Consider the following 16,445-nt stretch of genomic DNA (forward strand, 5'->3'; position numbering starts at 1 on the left):
GTCGCAACGCTCCCTAGACCAGTTGCACCCTGCGGTCCAGAACTGCCGAATGAATACCGACGGACGTTTCCCGCATGTAGGCCGTCCGCAGTTCGTGCGCCTTCTGGTATTCCTCGGTTGCGAGGGCCTCGCGCATCTCCTTCTCCGACTCGAAGCCGATCCGCACGATCGCGTCGATCGGCTCCTCCTCCCCGTCCGCCGCGAGGTCCGTCAGGTAGTACTGCACGTACTCCTTGACCTGGGGAAGCGCCACATAGGTCGGTCCGTACTCCAGTTCCATGAACCGGCGGAAGTCCTCCGTGGAAACCTCCGGGCGCTTCCTGATCACCGTCATCAGCCTGAGCATGCCACTACCACCTTCCTGAACACCTGTTCATTGCACGCTACCATGAACGGGTGTTCAATGAATCGGTGACCAAGTCAGACAACCGCGACCTACGCTCCGAGCTCGTGGCCGCCGCGATCGGCATGCTGGCGGATCCGCAAGCGGTGGCAGTTCCGTCGCTGCGCTCGATCGCCCGGGCCTGCGGGGTGGCCCCCTCGGCCGTGTACTGGCACTTTCCCTCCGAGGCGGACCTGCGCTCCGCGGTGCTCGACACTGAATACGCCTCGCTGGTCGAAGCGGTCGAGACGGCCCTCGACGCCACGGACGAGGTTGACGATCACCTGGTCGTCGCCGGTGACGCCTACATCGCCTGGGGCGCCGCCCACCCGGGCGCGTACCAGCTCCTGTTCGAGAGCAGTGACCCACTGCCGGAGACCAGAGCCGCGCATGGCCCCCGCCTCCAGGCACGCATCGTCGAACTCGCACGGCTCGTCGACCCGGACGCACCCTTCGCCTCCGCACTCCTGCTGTGGTCGGCGTGGCACGGTGTCGTCTCCCTACGGCTCCACAAAACCGAGTGGGACTGGGGAATGACCGCACAGGAAGCGAATCGCCGACTGATTCAAGCGTTGGCGACCAATAGGATCAACGCCGCCGACACGGACAGTCGCACCGCTCCCTAGGGAGCGGCCATGCTGGTCGCAGCCATCAACGAGTCGGCGTGACCGGCACTTTCACAACCTCGTCCATGACGAGGACGCTGGGCCGCACATGGGTACCGAGCTGTTGAGGAGTTCGCCGTTGCGCGACGTTCAGAGTTGGGTCTGGCCGCCGTTGACCTCGTAGACGGAACCGGTGATGAAGGCGGCTTCGTCCGAGAGTAGGAAGCTCACCACGTTGGCGACCTCGTGGACCTGGCCCACCCGGCCCATCGCGGTTTTCGCGGCGATTGAGGCGCGGACCTCCGGCGGGAGTGCTCGTGCCGATGGCGCGTCGATCGGACCGGGTGCGACGGCGTTGATGCGGATGCCGCGCTTGGCGTATTCGACGGCGGCTGAGCGGGTGAGGCCGACGATGCCGTGTTTGGAGGCCGAGTACGCGGCCCGCCCGGCGTGGGCCATCACTCCAGCGGTGGAGGCCATGTTGAGGATGGCCCCACCGCCGGCTTGGAGCATGTGGGCGATCTCGGCTTTCATGCTGTGGAAGACGCCGGTCAGGTTGATGCCCATGACGTCGTTCCAGTCGTCGAGAGCGATGTCGTGGACCTCGACCAGGCCGGGCGTGACGCCGGCGTTGTTGAAGGCGAGGTCGAGGGCGCCGTAGGTCGTGACGGTGAAAGCGACGAGCCGCTCGGTGTCGTCGAACGAGCGGACGTCCGCGGCGAACGCGGATGCCGAGTGTCCGGCGGCGCGGAGTTCCGCAGCGACGCGTTCGGCGGCCCCGGCGTCACGATCGGCGACGACGATGCGCGCGCCGTCGGCTGCCAGTCGTCTGGCGGCCGCTTCACCGAGGCCGGATCCGGCGCCGGTGACGAGCCCGACCTTCCCGGTCTTGTCACGCTTGTCGCGAGTGCTGGTGCTCACGCGACGGCCTCCTCGGGGGTGAGTTGAACGAGTGTGAAGATGGCGCCTGCGGGGTCGAGGAAGACCGCAATTGTGCCGATCTCAATGGGCGTTGGCGGCATGAGCCGGATGCCGCCGTGCTCGGTGGCGACTGTCGCGGCGGCCTCGATGTCGTCGACGGCGAAGTAGATGTCCCAGTACGCAGGGGTCCCGGCAGGCATCGCCGGTGGCCGTGGCAGGAGCCCGGCGAAGGACCTGCCGTGCGACTGCCATTCACGGCGGCCGAGGGGACCACTCGGCTCAGTGAGCCCCCACCCGAAGGCCCCGCGGTAGAACGCCGCGGATGTGTCGACGTCGTCGGTGATCAGTTCGCCCCATGCGAGGGTGCCGTGTGCGGGCCGCGCGCGGTGCCGTGTGGCGGACGTACGGAGCGCGAACCGTGTTCCGTTGGCGTCGGTCACGACCGCGGTTTCGGCGGAGCCGCCGGTGACCGAGGGCAGGACCGCACCGGCAGCCTTGGAGACGGCGGTCAGCGCGGCGTCGAGGTCGTCGACGTCGAAGTGGATGAGCCATCCAGATGGCCCGTCGGCCTCAGTGGCGACGGTGATGTCGGCAACCTGCGCGCCCGCGGCGGATGCGATCAGTCGGCCATCGGTCTCCGTGATCGCCCAGCCCAGCACGGCCCCGTAGAAGGAGGCGACGGTGTGCGAGTCGGTCGAGGCGAGGCTCGCCCATCCGAGCCCGGCGGCGGTCTGGAATGCGTCAGTCATGGTCATGCTCCAATCAGTGGGCCGCGGCCGGTCACGGAGGCAGCGGGGCTGCTGCCTCGGTGAAGGTGGGCACCGCTCACGCGATCGTCGACGCCGGCGCAGTCGATGCGGAGCCCTGTCTGCTCGGCGTATCCCACTTCCGCGACTCCGAGGACACCCGGCAAAGGAAACGGGGCCGGTGCTCACAGGCTCTGTCCACCGGAGATCTCGATGCGCTGCGCGGTGACCCACTGGTTCGCATCCGAGAGGAGTGCCGTCACCGCGCCTGCGATGTCGTCGGGTTCGCCCACGCGTCCCAGTGCGACCTGCGAGGTGAGGTAGTTCCGCACCTGTTCGTCGTGCATCATGCCGCCGCCGAAGTCGGTCGCCGTCGCCCCGGGCGCGACGGTGTTCACCCGGATGCCGCGGCTGCCGAGCTCCTTGGCCTGGTAGCGGGTGAGGACCTCGACCGCGCCCTTCACGGCGCCATAGGCGGAATGCCCCGGGATCGCGAAACGGGTCAGACCACTGGAGACGTTCACGATGGCGCCGCCGTCGGCAACCGCCGGCAGCAGGGTCTGCGTCAGGAAGAACACGCCCTTGAGGTGCACGTTCACCAGATCGTCGAAGTCCTTCTCGGTCGTCTCGGCGAACGGGGCGGTGAGGTCGGTACCGGCGTTGTTGACGAGAAAGTCGAACGTCGTCCTGCCCCAGCGAGCTTGGAGCTCGGCGCCGAGTTGCTCGGCGAAGTCCACGAAGGTGTTCACGACGCTGGTGTCGAGCCGCAGCGCGAGGGAGGAACGTCCCAGGTCCGTGACTGCGGACACGACGTCCTCGGCCTCAGTCCGGTTGCTTCGATAGGTCACAACGACGTCGACACCTGCCCTGGCGAGGTGCAGCGCGTATGCGCGTCCGAGACCTCGGTTGGCTCCGGTGATGACGGCGATCTTCTGGGTGGTGCTCACGATGGCTCCTTGGTCGTTCAGCAGGGGCTCGCGAAGGTGTGCCGAACCCCGATGACCAGTTGACGCGCGATCCGAGAAGCCATCCAGTGCCTGCTTATCCACTGTCTGCCAGTCCCAGGCTGGGCCGGCAGCCTGGGACTGGCAGACAGTGGATAGCCGTATTCGGGTGAGGCACAGTGTCGGTATGGATCAGAGCGGCCTGGCGACATTTCTTCGCAAGCGTCGAGAGGCGCTGCAACCCGACGACGTCGGCATTCCTCCGGGGCAGCGTCGACGCACGCCAGGGCTACGACGCGAAGAAGTGGCCGTGTTGTGCGGAATGTCGACGGACTACTACAGCCGTCTGGAACGCGGCCGCGGACCACAGCCTTCGGAGCAGATGATCGCCGCGATCGCCCGTGGGCTCCGGCTCACCCTCGACGAACGAGACCACCTGTTCGTCCTGGCCGGACACAACGCACCGGCTCGCACGACGCGCGACGACCACGTCAACGCCGGCATGATGCGCATTCTCGATCGACTCGAGGACACCCCCGCGCAGGTCGTCACCGCAACCGGCGAGACAATCGTGCAGACCCCGCTGGCGGTGGCCCTGCTCGGCGACCAGACACATTTCACCGGCCTCGCGCGAAGCATCGTCTACCGCTGGTTCACCGACCCGAACGAGCGAACGCACTACGCGCCGGACGACCACCCCACGCACAGCCGGGTCTACGTGGCTCAGCTCCGCACGGTCGCCTCCCGCGAAGGCCGTGGCTCACACGCCGCCGCGCTCGCCGAGCGTCTGTCCGCGGAGAGCCCCGAGTTCGCGGAACTCTGGGCCCAGCACGAAGTCGGCGTCTCCTACACCAACCGGAAGAGAATCCTGCACCCACAGGTCGGGATGATCGACCTTCACTGTCAGACACTCGTCGACCCGGACCAAGCCCAATCGCTCCTGGTGTTCACCGCGATCCCCGGTACGGAGGACCACGACAAGCTCCAACTGCTTTCCGTCATCGGAAGCCAGCGGATGGACGCACCTACCGGAGGATAGGCGGCGCGTCGAACGCCCTGTTCGCCGGTCACCACAGCGGCGAGTGCATGGACTCTTCGACCGGGTCGCCGCGTGGCCAATCCCTCGACGCATGGGCACAATCGGCCAGGAGAGGAGAAGCAGCGATGACCGAGTGCGTGATTGAGGCGGACGGCATTGAGCTCTGCACCGAGTCCTTCGGCGACCCGTCCGATCCACCCGTTCTGCTCATCATGGGCACGGGAGCTTCGATGCTCTGGTGGGAGGAGGGCTTTTGCCGGATGCTCGCCGGGAGCGGGAGGTTCGTGATCCGGTACGACCACCGCGACACGGGTCGATCGGTGACCTACGAGCCGGGCCGTCCCGAGTACACCGCATCGGACCTGGTTGGCGACGCCATCCGCGTGCTCGACGCCTATGAGATCTCAACAGCTCATGTCGTAGGCGTCTCGGCCGGAGGGGCGTTGGCGCAGCTGCTCGCCCTCGACCACGCCGATCGCCTTCTCTCCCTCGTCCTGATCAGCACGTCCTCTGCTGTGCCCGGCAACCGCGAACTCCCTCCGCCGACCGAGGAGTTCATGCGGTTCGTCTCATCCGCGCAGGTTGAATGGTCGGATGCCGAGTCGGTGATCGATTACCTGGTCGCCTACGCGCTTGTGCTCTCGGGGGGCCGACGCCCATTCGATGAGACTGCTGCCCGTAGCCTTGTACGTCGCGACGTCGAGCGTGCGCACGACTTCGCCGCGGCCCGTAACCACGACATACTGCCGGACGGCGCGCTCCCACAAGCCCCCGTGTCCTCGATCGCCGTGCCCACGCTGGTGATCCACGGGACCGCGGATCCGATGTTCCCTCTCGGGCATGGTGAGGCTCTCGCACAACAGATCCCCGACGGCACGCTGTTGGCTCTGCAGAACGCCGGCCACGGGGTCGAGCCGGCCGACTGGCCGACGATCGTCCCGGCGATCCTCGAACACACCGCCGCAGACCATGCCGGCTAGGGCTGTGACCGCATGAGAGTTCGGCGGGGTGTTCAGTTCGCGGCGGCGATGACTGTTCTCGTCATCGGATGTCATGGTCGGGGTGGGTTTGGTCGTACGTGTGCCGTGACTCGGCGATGACGGCACGGTGAGCAAGGGACCAGTCGGCGAGTGCCTTGACCAAGTGGGTCAGGCCTGATCCGGTCTCGGTCAGGCGATAGTCGACCCGGGCCGGGACGGTCGGGTACACGGTGCGCAGCACGAGGCCGTCGCGTTCGAGCCTTCGTACGGTGAGGGTGAGCATGCGCTGGGAGATGCCGTCGATGGCACGTTGCAGTTCGCGGAACCGGCGTGGCCCGCCTGCGAGTTCAACGATCACGAGTACCGACCACTTGTCCCCGATGCGGTCCAGGACGTCGCGGATGCCGCAGTCGGGGTGGTCCTCGCGTCCGCAGGGATCGAGGTCGGCGGGGGTGGTGGTTACTCCGGTGTGCGTGAGTGACATCAGACTGCCTTCTTGTGGCCCGTGGGCGTGCGGTCAAGGATCAAGCGTAGTTACCGATGAGAACCACGACGGCAGATTGAGACTGACATGATTCTGGTGACCGGAGCGAACGGGAACCTCGGCTCGGCCACTCTTGCGGCGCTGCACGCTCGCGACGTCGTCGCGACGGGCGGCAGCCGCAAACCGGGCGAGGGCATGCGGCGTCTCGACTTCGATGACCCTGCGGGCCTCGATCTCGCCGGTGTGTCGACCCTGGTGCTGATCTCCGCCGGCTATGCGGAGGACGACCAGGTCGTCGGGCGGCACGCGGCGGTCCTGGAGGCCGCTGTCCGTGATGGCGTCCACCACGTCGTCTACACAAGCCTGACCAGCGCCGGTGACCACCTCGGTTTCGCGCTCGCGCACCGTGCGACCGAACGCCTTGTCCGGACAAGCGGATTGCCGTGGACGATCCTGCGCAACGGCCTCTACGCCGAACTCTTCGGCGGTCTCCTGATCTGGGCCGACAGTGGTGTGGAGTCCCCGTTCGGGGACGGCGCCCTGGCCGCGGTCCCGCGAGAGGATCTCGCCGACGCGGCGGCGATCGTTGCGGCGAATCCGACACGGCACAGCGGACGCGTCTACGACCTCGTCGGCACGCCGATCACGGCGGGACAGGTGGCCGACCGACTCGGGGTCCCGTACGGCGCCATCAGCCTCGTCGAGTACCGGCGCAGGCTTCTCGACGAGACGCCGGGGCTGCTGCCGTTCCAGCCGCCCATGCTCGCCTCGATCGCCACTGGCATCCGACACGGCTTCCTGGACGGCACCACCACCGACCTCCCGGACCTCCTTGACCGCCCAGTCCGCGACCCACTGGCTACGGCCGTTGCAGCCGCGTCCGCCACGAGAACAGAAGCAAACGTTTAGTGGCGGGTGCCAGGTCCTCTGTGTCCTGGTTGCCGACGACCGATCCACCGCCGTACAGCCAGACGGCGGCGCCTTGTGCCTGGTGCGGGCGGTAGACGCGCACCAGCACGTCCGGATCGGCCGGCACCGTACAGCCCTTGTTCTCCGTTCCCGGGATGTCCGGTGCCGGCCCCGTGGCAGCCAACTCGGCGTGGATCTTGGGGCAGCGTCCGCGCTGCCAACCCGCGTTCGCTCAGTTCTGGCAGCCGCAGCCTGACGACGCCTCGGCCTCGGTCTGCGTGGAGCCCATCATGCTCAAGGAGGCGTCGGCAATCCGGGGTTTGGTGGCCCGGACGATCGCGGAGTGCATGGCGTCGGCGACCGAGTGGGTCGGGGTGATCTCGACGTCGGTGAATCCAGCGGCTTCCAGGCCCTGGCGGTACTCGGCGAAGGAGAGCGCTCCGGCGATGCAGCCGACGTAGTCGCCGCGCTCGGCCCGCTGCTCCGGGGGGAGAGTGTCGTCGGCGACGACGTCGGAGACGCCGATCCGGCCGCCGGGCTTCAGCACGCGGAAGGTCTCGGCGAAGACGGCCGGCTTGTCGGTGGACAGGTTGATCACGCAGTTGGAGATGACCACGTCGATGGAGTTCGAAGGCAGCGGGATGGCCTCGATGGTGCCCTTGAGGAACTCCACGTTCGTCGCTCCCGCCTTCTCGGCGTTGGCCAGGGCGAGTTGGAGCATCTCGTCGGTCATGTCCAGGCCGTACGCCTTGCCGGTGAGGCCTACGCGGCGGGCGGAGAGCAGGACGTCGATGCCTCCGCCGGAGCCGAGGTCGAGGACGCGCTCGCCGTCACGGAGTTCGGCGACGGCGGTGGGGTTCCCGCAGCCGAGGGAGGCGGCCACGGCTTCGGCGGGCAGGGTGTCGCGTTCGTCGGCGGCGTAGAGGGTGGAGCCGAAGTTCTCGTCGACCTCGACAGCCTGCGGCCCGCAACAGGCGGTGCCGCCCTCGGTGACCTGAACGGCCGCCGCGGCGTATCGCCGGCGAACGGTTTCGCGCAGGTCGGTGGACTGTTCGCTCATGACTCACTCCTCGGTGACGAGGCATGGCAGCGCCTCGGAACGGCCTGTATTGACGTTCGTTGATGCAACCTTGCGCCTTGGATCGAAAGACGTCAACATAGACGTATGTCGAAACAAGAGCTTGAGGTGATCGGCCAGAACGCCGCCTGCTGCCAGGGTCTGACTGCCGCGCCCCTGGACGAGGAACGCGCCGGGGAGCTGGCGAAGGTGTTCAAGGCACTGGGCGACCCGGTGCGGCTTCGGCTGTTGTCGATGATCGCCTCGCGCGGGGAGAGCGGCGAGGTGTGTGTCTGTGAGCTGACCCCGGCCTTCGAGCTGTCTCAACCGACGATCTCCCACCACCTCAAGCTGCTGCGACAGGCCCGTCTCATCGACTGCGAGCGCCGCGGCACGTGGGTGTACTACTGGGTGCTGCCCGGCGTCCTGGACCAGCTCGCCGCGTTCCTGGCAACGCCGCAGACCGCCGGGGCGAGTGCGTGAGTGCGCCGCTCGGCCGCCGCGTCGCCGCCGAAGCCGTGGGGACCGGGCTTCTGGTGACGGTGGTCGTCGGCTCGGGTATCCAGGCGACCGAACTGTCGGACGATGTCGGCGTGCAGCTGCTGGCCAACTCCCTCGCCACCGTCTTCGGCCTGGCCGTGCTGATCACGTTGTTCGGGCCGGTCTCGGGCGCGCACTTCAACCCGGCCGTCACCCTCGCCGCCTGGTTCACCGGCCGTCGTGACAACACCGGCCCTGCCCTGCGGGAGGTCGCCGCGTATGTTCCCGCGCAGATGGCCGGGGCAATCGGCGGCGCGGTCCTGGCCGACGCCATGTTCGCGAAGCCGCTGGTGACGTTCTCCACCCACGACCGGTCAGCCGGACACCTGTGGCTGGCCGAGGTCGTCGCCACGGCCGGGCTGATCCTGCTCATCTTCGGCCTGGAGCGCATCGGCCGCGCCGCCCTGGCCCCGGCCGCTGTGGCCTCCTACATCGGGGCCGCCTACTGGTTCACCTCCTCCACCTCCTTCGCGAACCCGGCGGTGACCGTCGGCCGCGCATTCACCGACACCTTCACCGGCATCGCCCCCGCCTCCGTCGCCCCCTTCATCGCGGCCCAACTGCTCGGCGCCGCGCTCGGGCTGGGCGCCGTGGCGGTGCTGTACGGCCGCCCCGTGTCCATAGCGGACGACGTCGTCGTCACGCACGGCGAGCCCGAACTCGCCTCCTCCTGACCGCCCCTCCCCTACCACTCCTCCCGCTCCTCAAGGACACCCGCTATGAGCACCGCCGCCCCGCGCCCCTCCGTGCTGTTCGTCTGCGTTCACAACGCCGGCCGGTCCCAGATGGCCGCCGCGTTCCTCACCCACCTCGCCACCGACCGGGTCGAGGTGCGCTCGGCCGGATCAACTCCCGCAGCCGCCGTGAACCCGGCCGTCGTGGAGGCGATGGAGGAGAGGGGCATCGACATCTCCGCCGAGACCCCGAAGATCCTCACCACCGAGGCAGTCCAGGCGTCCGACGTGGTCATCACCATGGGCTGCGGGGACACCTGCCCGGTCTTCCCCGGCAAGCGGTACCTCGACTGGCAGCTGGACGACCCCGCCGGCCAGGGCGTCGACGCCGTCCGACCGATCCGGGACGAGATCGAGCACCGCGTACGCGGCCTGCTCACCGAGCTCGGCATCCCGACCACGGTATGACCATCGCGCGGACGCCGCCAGGTCGGTCACGACCGGAGGCTGTCGTTCTCGGGCAGGGTCAAGCCCAGTCGGATCTGGGCGTCGGCGGTTGCCACGATCGTCTCGCTGACATCCCGGGGTTCCCAGCCCAGTAGCGAACGGGCCTTCTCATTGCTGATGACGGGGATCCGGCCCTGCAGACCTGCGGCCCCGCGCAGGGCCGGCTCCGTCTTCGCGGCCTCGCGCACCTGCTCGATGGTCAGTTCGGCGGAGGGAAGCAGGCCGGCTGCCGAGGGGAAGTGCTCACGAAGGATCTGCGCAATGCCGAACAAGCTGATCGACGACCCGCTGACCGCGAGGAACCTCTCCCCCGCCGCCTTCGGGTGCAGCATGGCCCGCAGATGCAGGTCCACCAGGTCACGTACGTCGACGACGCCGAAGTACATGATCGGCACCACGGGCATCTGCCCGGTCAGCATGCCGCTCACCAGTCCGACCGAGCCGGAGGACCGGTTGCTCAGCGGAGGGCCGAAGATACCCGTGGGGTTGAGGACCACCAGCTCGATGTCTCCGTGGTTGTGGACGTAGTCCCAGGCCGCACGCTCGGCGAGGACCTTCGACTTGGGGTAGGCGGGCAGACCCTCGGTGTCCGGATCGGTCCAGTCCGCCTCCGAGTAGCGGTTGCCGGGCTTCACCGTGTACCCGACTGCGGCGAAGGAGGACGTCATCACGACCCGCGGAACCCCGGCCTTTCGGGCCGCGGAGATCACCCGCAACGCACCGTCACGGGCGGGGAGGACGAGTTCGTCCTCCGTCTCGGGCGGAGTGACCGGGAAGGGCGACGCAAGGTGCAGTACGTGGCTGACTCCGCCCATGGCTTCCGCCCAGCCCGCTTCGACGCTGAGGTCGGCGACGGCGAACTCCAGCCGGTCCGCCGGATCGACCCCGGCCTGCTGGAGGGCTGCCAGCACCCCCGCCTCTTGTCCGGACTCCCGGACCGTCACACGGGCCCGGTACCCCTCGCGCAGCAACCGGGCGACCATGTGGCCGCCGACGAAGCCGGTGCCACCCGTGACCAGTACTGTCTCGCTTTCGGGAGTGGAGGCGGTGAGATCTTCTGTGCTCATCTTGTTCAGTCCTTCAGTACGTGAATTCTTCCAGTACGCGAGTGATCGCCTCGGCGGCGCGGTTCTCGGCGATGGCGTCCCCGCGTACACGGGCGTCCCACAGATCTGTCTTTCGCCGCAGATACGTCAGACGCAGCTGAAGCTGCTCGACGTCGGCGGCCAGCTTTTCCGCCTGTGTGGCAAACAGATCTCGCTGCTCGGCTGCCGCGGAGTGCCCTTGGGCGAGTAGTTCCAGGTAGCGGCGCATCCCGCTGACCGTCATCCCCGCCGAACGCAGGCAGGACAGCGCCTCGACGCGGGCCACCGTCGCCGGCTCGTACCGGCGATGACCACTGGACTCGTCCCGGGCGACTGCTCCCAGCAGGCCGATTTTCTCGTAGTAGCGCAGCGTGGGCTCACTGAAACCCGACCGTCGCGCCATCTCCTGAACGGTCAGGCCCACTGCTTGCCCCGCGGTCGTTGCTGCCATGCAGGAAGCCTCCAATAGTTGAAGCGCTTGAAGTCAAGCTCAGGCATGGAGCAATGTGCCGCACATCGACGCCAGCTCGCTGACCACGTGATCCTCCGGCGCGGTGCGGCGCCCGTGGCGCGGCTCGGGCGTGCTGTCGCGGGCAACTGGCCGGCCCCACAGGTTCACCCGGCCACACAGCGTGATGTCCGTCGAAGGAGAGGAGGACCGACGGCAGAGCGTGCGGTGATCAGCGCCTTCGACTCCGGCAACCGGAGCGAGTCCGCCACCCACAACACCCCCGCGCTCACGACGAAGCGGCTCAAGGACATCGCCACGCGTGCGAAGTGGCTCGAGCTCGGCCCAGCGCTAGAAGAAGTCCGCCCACGGCTGGTCCCAGACCTGCTTCACGCACAGGACCAGGAAGAGCAGTCCGGCGATGGCGAGCATGGCGTTGCTGATCGGCCCGTTGCGCCATTCGCTCGGTGTGCGGGAGGAGTTGAGGAGCCAGATCAGGGTGAGGGCGAGGAAGGGGAGGAAGGCGGCGCCCAGGACGCCGTAGAGAATCACCAGACGGAACGGCTGGCCCTGGAAGAGGAGGACGATCGGCGGGAAGGTCAGCCAGAGCAGGTACGCACGGAACGGCCAGGACTTCTCCCGGGTGCCCGACGCCACCTCCTCCCCGGTCGTCCTGGTCCCGCGGTAGCGCTCCACGAAGTCCGCGAACATCAGGCTCACGCCGTGCCAGACGCCGATGAGCGAGGTGAAGGACGTGGCGAAGAATCCGATCAGGAAGAACTTGGCGGTCGCCGTGCCGTACTCCGCCTCCAGAATGTCGCTCAGCTGGATGAGGCCCTGGTCGCCGCTCGCGATGGCGATGTTCGACGAGTGCAGGATTTCCGCGCCGACGAAGAGCATCGAGATGACGAAGATGCCGGTGGTGATGTACGCGACGCGGTTGTCGAGGCGCATGACCTTCATCCAGCCCGTGTTCGTCCAGCCCTTCGCGTTGACCCAATAGCCGTACGCCGCAAGGGTGATGGTGCCGCCGACCCCGCCGATCAGGCCGAGCGTGTTGAGGATCGAGTCCTTCTCGTCGGGGAGGACGGGGAGGAGGCCGGCGAAGGCGTCGCCGAGGTTGGGGGTGACGCGGATAGCCAGGTAGACCGTGACGACGAACATCACGCCCACCAGCACGGTCATGACCTTCTCGAAGACCTCGTACTTGTTGAACCACACGAACACCAGGCCCACCAGGCCGCAGATGACCGCCCACGGCTTGATCGACCAGTCGTCCGGGAAGACGTCGGGGAACAGCGCCTGCAGCGGCAGCGCGCTCGACGACATCGCCGCCGCGCCGTACACGAAGCCCCAGATGACGACGTAGACGACGAAGAAGTACGTCGTCCACCGGCCCAGGCTGGCCCAGCCGTCGAAGAGGGTCCGTCCGGTGGACAGATGCCAGCGGCCGGCCGCTTCGGCGAGAGAGATCTTGACCACGCAGCCGATGACCGCGGCCCAGAGCAGGGTGTAACCGAAGTTGCTGCCCGCGACGAGCGTCGCGACGAGGTCACCGGCGCCGACGCCTGTCGCGGCGACGACGATGCCGGGTCCGATGTACTTCCAACTCGACTTGCGCGGCTGGGAGATGGACTCCCCTGACACTGACTTCCCAGTGATCTCCGTCATGAGAATCAAGAAAGCGTAAAGAGTCCGAGGCCACAAGGGCGCGTACTTCGATCGCCACTCGATGTACACAGCGCCCCAAGCAGGGGAACACGCCACAGGACGGCGGCGGCGCCCGAGAGCCGCACGCCGCACGCGTGGGACGGGAGGGTGGGCGCGAGTTGTGACGGTCTGGCCCTACAACTGGAAGCTGATGCTGGTCAGGTCCTCGGAGAGGGACCACAGGCGGCGTTGGAGGGTCGAGTCGTAGGACTGCGGGCTGGAGCGGACCGTCTTGGGGTAGCCCTTGCTCTGCTGGAAGCCGCGCGGGCCGTAGTACTCGCCTCCGCGTACGTCCACGTCGGTCGCGGCGCGCAGTACCGGCAGGGCTCCCATTTCGGGTGACTGGAGGAGCAGCGGCCGGATCGCCGCGAAGGCCGCGCGGGTGAGGGCGGAGGAGTGGGACATCGCGCTCCGGGAGCCGGTGGTGTCCGCGCCGCCGGGGTAGGCGGCGACGGCGAGCGGCCCGCCTGCGGGCAGTCTGCGCTGGAGCTCGTAGGTGAACAGCAGGTTGGAGTGGCCGTACGCGGCGGTCCGGTCGTAGGGGCGTCTGCGCCAGTCGAGATCATCGAGATCGATGGGGCCGCCCATGCGGTGGCCCGCGCTGCTGACGGTGACCACACGGGAGGCGGGGGAAGCGGGCAGCAGGTCCAGCAGCAGGACATGCTGCCCGGCTCCTGGAACACCCGCTCGTCCGTCGAAGAGCAAGCCGCGCGCACGGCCCGCGCCCTCACCGGCCAACACACCGACTAGCTTCGGAGAACTCCATGTCCACCCCGCACAGCCGCGACTTCCACCAGGCTCTTGACCGCATCGGCAGGGGCAAGCACGTCAGCTTGACCACCTTCCGGCGCAACGGACAGCCGGTCCCCACCCCCGTCGGCAGCCTCGTGCACGACGGAATCCTCTACGTCCTGACCCCACCGGAGACCGGAAAGGTCAAGCGGATCCGCCACACCCCGCAGGTGACCATCGCCCCGTGCACCATGAAGGGCACCATTCCCGACGACGCACCCACCGTCTCGGCCACCGCCCGGCTCCTGGATCCCGCGGAGACCGCCCGCGTCCAGGAGATGATGAAGCGACGCTTCTTCATGTACCGCCTGGTCCACCTTCTCGACCGCGCCCTGGGTCGCGAACGCCGACTTGTCGCCATCGCGATCACCTCTTGATCAGCGCACACCTCGCGACAAGGTCCACGTAAACATGGCAGAGCGCCCTCAGTCGTGCGGCTTTCCCACGGCAACCTCTGCCCCGCGGGCGCGCGTGCACAGTATGAACAGAACTGTGTGATCAATGGTGCGCGAGCCGGTGTGTTCCTAGCATCACAGCGCTCGGCGCGATGGTGCGCCACTGGATTCAGGAGCGTTGCTTTGTCCAGCCCAAGTCGGAACAGACCCTCCCGGACCCGATCCCTCATGCGACGTGGCGTGGCACTGGCAGCCGGTATCGCCGGCGTCGTCGTCGGGTCGTTGAACGGCATCAGCCCAGCCCAAGCCACCCAGTCGCAGCCTGGGCCGGCCGCGTGCCCCGCGAGAGTGGGGAGCAAGGCCACGTGTTACACCGGACAGGACGCCAACGGGGCTTACTACGCGATCGCCGTGCCCAAGAACTGGAACGGCTCGCTGGTCGTACATGCCCATGGCGGCCCCGACTTGGGTGAGGGGTCAGATCCGGAGCGGAGCATCGGCGACCTGGATCGCTGGTCCGTGATGGTGGACGAGGGATATGCGTGGGCCGGTTCGTCCTACCGCCGAGGTGGCTACGGAACCCGGATGGCGGCTGCCGACACGGAGAATCTGCGCCGTCTGTTCGTGGAGGAGTTCGGCAAGCCGAAACGGACGTACGTGCACGGACAGTCCTGGGGTGGGAACGTCGCCGCCAAGGTCGCGGAGGTGTACGGCAAGAAGAACGGCCCCTACGACGGCGCTCTGCTCACCAGCGGTGTTCTGGCAGGCGGCTCGCGCGGTTATGACTACCGCGTTGATCTACGGGTGGTCTATCAGTACTACTGCCAAAACCTTCCGCGCCCCACCGAGGCTCAGTACCCGCTGTGGCAGGGGCTACGTCCGTCGTCGACCCTTACGACAGCAGGCCTGCGGGCTCGCCTGGAGGAGTGCACCGGATTTGCCTCGGCTCCGCAGGAGCGCACACCACTGCAGCAACGCAACCTTGACGACATTCTCGCGGTCACGCACATCCCGGAGCGGACGCTGGAATCGCACCTGCGCTTCTCCGTGTTCACCTTCCGCGACATCGTGCACAACCGGCTCGGCGACCGGAATCCCTTCAGCAACAAGGGCGTGCGGTACTCCGGTTCGCACGACGACAAGGCACTGAATGCGGGTGTCGAGCGCTTTGCCGCCGATCCCAAGGCCCAGCGCGATCTGTCCTACGACAGCGATCTCACCGGGCGCGTCTCGATCCCCGTACTCACCATGCACGCCATCGACGACCCCACCGCATTCGTCGAACACGAGGCTGCGTACCGGGCGACTCTTGAGGGCGCACATCGCGAGGAGAACCTCGTGCAGACCTTCACCAGTGAAAGCGAGCACAGCGCACTGAGTGACTCGGAGTACGCCAACTCCATTGCCGCGCTGGCCTCCTGGGTAGGCACGGGGAAGAAGCCCACGCCGCAGTCCGTCGCGTCATCGTGTGCCTCTTTCGACCGCGACTACGGCACGGGGTGCTTCTACGACTCCGACTTCCGCCCGTCGCACTACGCCTCTCGTGTCCTGCCGCGGCCGGGCGGGCTGTCATGGCCGGCCATGACGGCATCTCAGGAAAAGTGCTGGAGCCGGATCAACGGTGTGGGGATCGCCCCGTAGTACGCGCGGTCGCGATGCGACCGAGTCGGCGGGACGGTTCACCAGCGGATCCGGGTGGACGCGCATCGCGCATCCGGACGCTGCGAGCGAGTTCGGCGACAAACTCGCCAAGGTGTTCCCGTGACAGCCCGCAGAAAGGGTAGTGGGATATGGCCGCATGGGCCTCGCCCAGGGTCACGCCTCGACAACCTGATAGTCCACCAGAGCGTCACCGCCTGCGTGAGGGCGCGGTCAGGCGGGCTGCCACAGCTCGACCCGATTGCCCTCAGGATCGGTGACCCAGCCGAATCGACCGACACCCTCCATGTCCTGCGTTTCTTCGGCCACGTCCGCGCCCTTGGCGCGCAACTGCGCGAGCATCGCGTCCAGGTCGCGGACCCGGAAGTTGAGCATGGTCTGCTGGGCGCGGGACCCGAAGTAGTCGGTCTCGGACTCGAACGTCGCGAACACCGTCGGCCCGGTTCCCTGCCGCCACAGGCCGTTCTCATCGGTGTCCAGGCCCAGGCAATCGCGATACCACGCGCTCAGGGCCGCCGGGTCGGCAGCCCGCATGAAATGTCCACCGATTCCAAGCACACGTTCCATG

Annotated in this window: 20 protein-coding genes; 9 read left to right on the plus strand and 11 right to left on the minus strand. The window is 67.6% G+C overall.

Annotated elements, in window-relative coordinates; all coding sequences use genetic code 11:
• Positions 1–13: 13 nt before the first annotated feature.
• Entirely contained in the window at positions 14–334 is a 321-nt protein-coding gene (locus AB0N66_RS13675; protein ID WP_365432901.1) for an EthD domain-containing protein, read from the minus strand.
• 77 nt (positions 335–411) lie between these two features.
• On the opposite strand from AB0N66_RS13675, the gene AB0N66_RS13680 reads away from it, so the two are divergent.
• On the plus strand, positions 412–1,008 hold the full coding sequence (locus AB0N66_RS13680; RefSeq protein WP_365432904.1) for a TetR/AcrR family transcriptional regulator: 597 nt from the start codon (positions 412–414) through the stop codon (positions 1,006–1,008).
• A 129-nt stretch (positions 1,009–1,137) separates the two neighbouring features.
• Here the strand turns inward: AB0N66_RS13680 and AB0N66_RS13685 are convergent, their stop codons facing one another.
• The 3 genes from AB0N66_RS13685 to AB0N66_RS13695 form a co-directional block, all read right to left on the minus strand.
• The gene (locus AB0N66_RS13685) at positions 1,138–1,908 is read right to left on the minus strand and encodes an SDR family NAD(P)-dependent oxidoreductase (protein ID WP_365432906.1); all 771 of its coding nucleotides are present in this window, start codon (positions 1,906–1,908) and stop codon (positions 1,138–1,140) included.
• Positions 1,905–2,657, minus strand: coding sequence for a VOC family protein (locus AB0N66_RS13690; protein WP_365432909.1), 753 nt, complete (start codon positions 2,655–2,657; stop codon positions 1,905–1,907). Before AB0N66_RS13690 ends, AB0N66_RS13685 begins: the two co-directional genes overlap by 4 nt.
• Before the next feature lie 182 nt (positions 2,658–2,839).
• Positions 2,840–3,601 carry an SDR family oxidoreductase gene (locus AB0N66_RS13695; protein ID WP_365432912.1) on the minus strand — a complete coding sequence of 254 codons (762 nt, stop codon included), beginning with the start codon at positions 3,599–3,601 and terminating at the stop codon, positions 2,840–2,842.
• A gap of 184 nt (positions 3,602–3,785) precedes the next feature.
• Here AB0N66_RS13695 and AB0N66_RS13700 point away from each other — a divergent pair, with 184 nt between their 5' ends.
• Both AB0N66_RS13700 and AB0N66_RS13705 read left to right on the plus strand, forming a co-directional pair.
• Positions 3,786–4,637 (plus strand): helix-turn-helix transcriptional regulator, encoded by an 852-nt coding sequence (locus AB0N66_RS13700; protein ID WP_365432915.1) that lies wholly within the window; start codon positions 3,786–3,788, stop codon positions 4,635–4,637.
• A 47-nt stretch (positions 4,638–4,684) separates the two neighbouring features.
• Positions 4,685–5,617 carry an alpha/beta fold hydrolase gene (locus tag AB0N66_RS13705; RefSeq protein ID WP_365432918.1) on the plus strand — a complete coding sequence of 311 codons (933 nt, stop codon included), beginning with the start codon at positions 4,685–4,687 and terminating at the stop codon, positions 5,615–5,617.
• A 61-nt stretch (positions 5,618–5,678) separates the two neighbouring features.
• On the opposite strand, the gene AB0N66_RS13710 is transcribed toward AB0N66_RS13705, so the two are convergent.
• On the minus strand, positions 5,679–6,101 hold the full coding sequence (locus tag AB0N66_RS13710; RefSeq protein ID WP_365432921.1) for a helix-turn-helix domain-containing protein: 423 nt from the start codon (positions 6,099–6,101) through the stop codon (positions 5,679–5,681).
• Positions 6,102–6,188: 87 nt separating this feature from the next.
• Here AB0N66_RS13710 and AB0N66_RS13715 point away from each other — a divergent pair, with 87 nt between their 5' ends.
• The gene (locus AB0N66_RS13715) at positions 6,189–7,010 is read left to right on the plus strand and encodes an NAD(P)H-binding protein (protein WP_365432924.1); all 822 of its coding nucleotides are present in this window, start codon (positions 6,189–6,191) and stop codon (positions 7,008–7,010) included.
• A 232-nt stretch (positions 7,011–7,242) separates the two neighbouring features.
• On the opposite strand, the gene arsM is transcribed toward AB0N66_RS13715, so the two are convergent.
• Positions 7,243–8,070: an arsenite methyltransferase gene (gene arsM, locus AB0N66_RS13720; protein WP_365432927.1), complete on the minus strand. Its 828-nt coding sequence runs from the start codon at positions 8,068–8,070 to the stop codon at positions 7,243–7,245.
• A gap of 105 nt (positions 8,071–8,175) precedes the next feature.
• On the opposite strand from arsM, the gene AB0N66_RS13725 reads away from it, so the two are divergent.
• Genes AB0N66_RS13725 through AB0N66_RS13735 form a run of 3 tightly spaced genes read left to right on the plus strand, consistent with a single transcriptional unit; the run spans position 8,176 to position 9,749 of the window.
• A complete protein-coding gene (locus AB0N66_RS13725; RefSeq protein ID WP_365432930.1) occupies positions 8,176–8,550 on the plus strand; it encodes a metalloregulator ArsR/SmtB family transcription factor in 375 nt (124 codons plus the stop codon).
• Positions 8,547–9,281: an MIP/aquaporin family protein gene (locus AB0N66_RS13730; RefSeq protein ID WP_365432933.1), complete on the plus strand. Its 735-nt coding sequence runs from the start codon at positions 8,547–8,549 to the stop codon at positions 9,279–9,281. The genes AB0N66_RS13725 and AB0N66_RS13730 overlap by 4 nt, the downstream gene beginning before the upstream one ends.
• Before the next feature lie 45 nt (positions 9,282–9,326).
• A complete protein-coding gene (locus AB0N66_RS13735; protein ID WP_365432936.1) occupies positions 9,327–9,749 on the plus strand; it encodes an arsenate reductase ArsC in 423 nt (140 codons plus the stop codon).
• 26 nt (positions 9,750–9,775) lie between these two features.
• On the opposite strand, the gene AB0N66_RS13740 is transcribed toward AB0N66_RS13735, so the two are convergent.
• From AB0N66_RS13740 to AB0N66_RS13755, 4 genes are all read right to left on the minus strand, one after another.
• On the minus strand, positions 9,776–10,855 hold the full coding sequence (locus AB0N66_RS13740) for an NAD-dependent epimerase/dehydratase family protein (RefSeq protein WP_365432938.1): 1,080 nt from the start codon (positions 10,853–10,855) through the stop codon (positions 9,776–9,778).
• A 13-nt stretch (positions 10,856–10,868) separates the two neighbouring features.
• Positions 10,869–11,324, minus strand: coding sequence for a MerR family transcriptional regulator (locus tag AB0N66_RS13745; RefSeq protein ID WP_365432941.1), 456 nt, complete (start codon positions 11,322–11,324; stop codon positions 10,869–10,871).
• Positions 11,325–11,672: 348 nt separating this feature from the next.
• The gene (locus AB0N66_RS13750; protein ID WP_365432944.1) at positions 11,673–12,992 is read right to left on the minus strand and encodes an Nramp family divalent metal transporter; all 1,320 of its coding nucleotides are present in this window, start codon (positions 12,990–12,992) and stop codon (positions 11,673–11,675) included.
• A 174-nt stretch (positions 12,993–13,166) separates the two neighbouring features.
• Positions 13,167–13,772 carry a hypothetical protein gene (locus AB0N66_RS13755; protein ID WP_365432947.1) on the minus strand — a complete coding sequence of 202 codons (606 nt, stop codon included), beginning with the start codon at positions 13,770–13,772 and terminating at the stop codon, positions 13,167–13,169.
• Positions 13,773–13,795: 23 nt separating this feature from the next.
• Here AB0N66_RS13755 and AB0N66_RS13760 point away from each other — a divergent pair, with 23 nt between their 5' ends.
• Both AB0N66_RS13760 and AB0N66_RS13765 read left to right on the plus strand, forming a co-directional pair.
• Entirely contained in the window at positions 13,796–14,200 is a 405-nt protein-coding gene (locus AB0N66_RS13760) for a PPOX class F420-dependent oxidoreductase (protein WP_365432950.1), read from the plus strand.
• A gap of 246 nt (positions 14,201–14,446) precedes the next feature.
• The gene (locus AB0N66_RS13765) at positions 14,447–15,859 is read left to right on the plus strand and encodes a hypothetical protein (protein ID WP_365432953.1); all 1,413 of its coding nucleotides are present in this window, start codon (positions 14,447–14,449) and stop codon (positions 15,857–15,859) included.
• 231 nt (positions 15,860–16,090) lie between these two features.
• Here the strand turns inward: AB0N66_RS13765 and AB0N66_RS13770 are convergent, their stop codons facing one another.
• A complete protein-coding gene (locus AB0N66_RS13770; protein ID WP_365432956.1) occupies positions 16,091–16,444 on the minus strand; it encodes a VOC family protein in 354 nt (117 codons plus the stop codon).
• Position 16,445: the final 1 nt, after the last annotated feature.

This window comes from Streptomyces sp. NPDC093544 (genome assembly GCF_040683495.1).
Classification (GTDB): domain Bacteria; phylum Actinomycetota; class Actinomycetes; order Streptomycetales; family Streptomycetaceae; genus Streptomyces.

What these genes read in the sequence shown, in the direction of transcription:
- AB0N66_RS13675 (WP_365432901.1), bottom strand. Translation starts at nt 334, where the DNA reads ATGACGGTGATCAGGAAGCGCCCGGAGGTTTCCACGGAGGACTTCCGC.
- AB0N66_RS13690 (WP_365432909.1), bottom strand. Translation starts at nt 2,657, where the DNA reads ATGACTGACGCATTCCAGACCGCCGCCGGGCTCGGATGGGCGAGCCTC.
- AB0N66_RS13700 (WP_365432915.1), top strand. Translation starts at nt 3,786, where the DNA reads ATGGATCAGAGCGGCCTGGCGACATTTCTTCGCAAGCGTCGAGAGGCG.
- AB0N66_RS13705 (WP_365432918.1), top strand. Translation starts at nt 4,685, where the DNA reads ATGGACTCTTCGACCGGGTCGCCGCGTGGCCAATCCCTCGACGCATGG.
- AB0N66_RS13710 (WP_365432921.1), bottom strand. Translation starts at nt 6,101, where the DNA reads ATGTCACTCACGCACACCGGAGTAACCACCACCCCCGCCGACCTCGAT.
- AB0N66_RS13715 (WP_365432924.1), top strand. Translation starts at nt 6,189, where the DNA reads ATGATTCTGGTGACCGGAGCGAACGGGAACCTCGGCTCGGCCACTCTT.
- arsM (WP_365432927.1), bottom strand. Translation starts at nt 8,070, where the DNA reads ATGAGCGAACAGTCCACCGACCTGCGCGAAACCGTTCGCCGGCGATAC.
- AB0N66_RS13725 (WP_365432930.1), top strand. Translation starts at nt 8,176, where the DNA reads ATGTCGAAACAAGAGCTTGAGGTGATCGGCCAGAACGCCGCCTGCTGC.
- AB0N66_RS13735 (WP_365432936.1), top strand. Translation starts at nt 9,327, where the DNA reads ATGAGCACCGCCGCCCCGCGCCCCTCCGTGCTGTTCGTCTGCGTTCAC.
- AB0N66_RS13740 (WP_365432938.1), bottom strand. Translation starts at nt 10,855, where the DNA reads ATGAGCACAGAAGATCTCACCGCCTCCACTCCCGAAAGCGAGACAGTA.
- AB0N66_RS13745 (WP_365432941.1), bottom strand. Translation starts at nt 11,324, where the DNA reads ATGGCAGCAACGACCGCGGGGCAAGCAGTGGGCCTGACCGTTCAGGAG.
- AB0N66_RS13750 (WP_365432944.1), bottom strand. Translation starts at nt 12,992, where the DNA reads ATGACGGAGATCACTGGGAAGTCAGTGTCAGGGGAGTCCATCTCCCAG.
- AB0N66_RS13760 (WP_365432950.1), top strand. Translation starts at nt 13,796, where the DNA reads ATGTCCACCCCGCACAGCCGCGACTTCCACCAGGCTCTTGACCGCATC.
- AB0N66_RS13765 (WP_365432953.1), top strand. Translation starts at nt 14,447, where the DNA reads ATGCGACGTGGCGTGGCACTGGCAGCCGGTATCGCCGGCGTCGTCGTC.
- AB0N66_RS13770 (WP_365432956.1), bottom strand. Translation starts at nt 16,444, where the DNA reads ATGGAACGTGTGCTTGGAATCGGTGGACATTTCATGCGGGCTGCCGAC.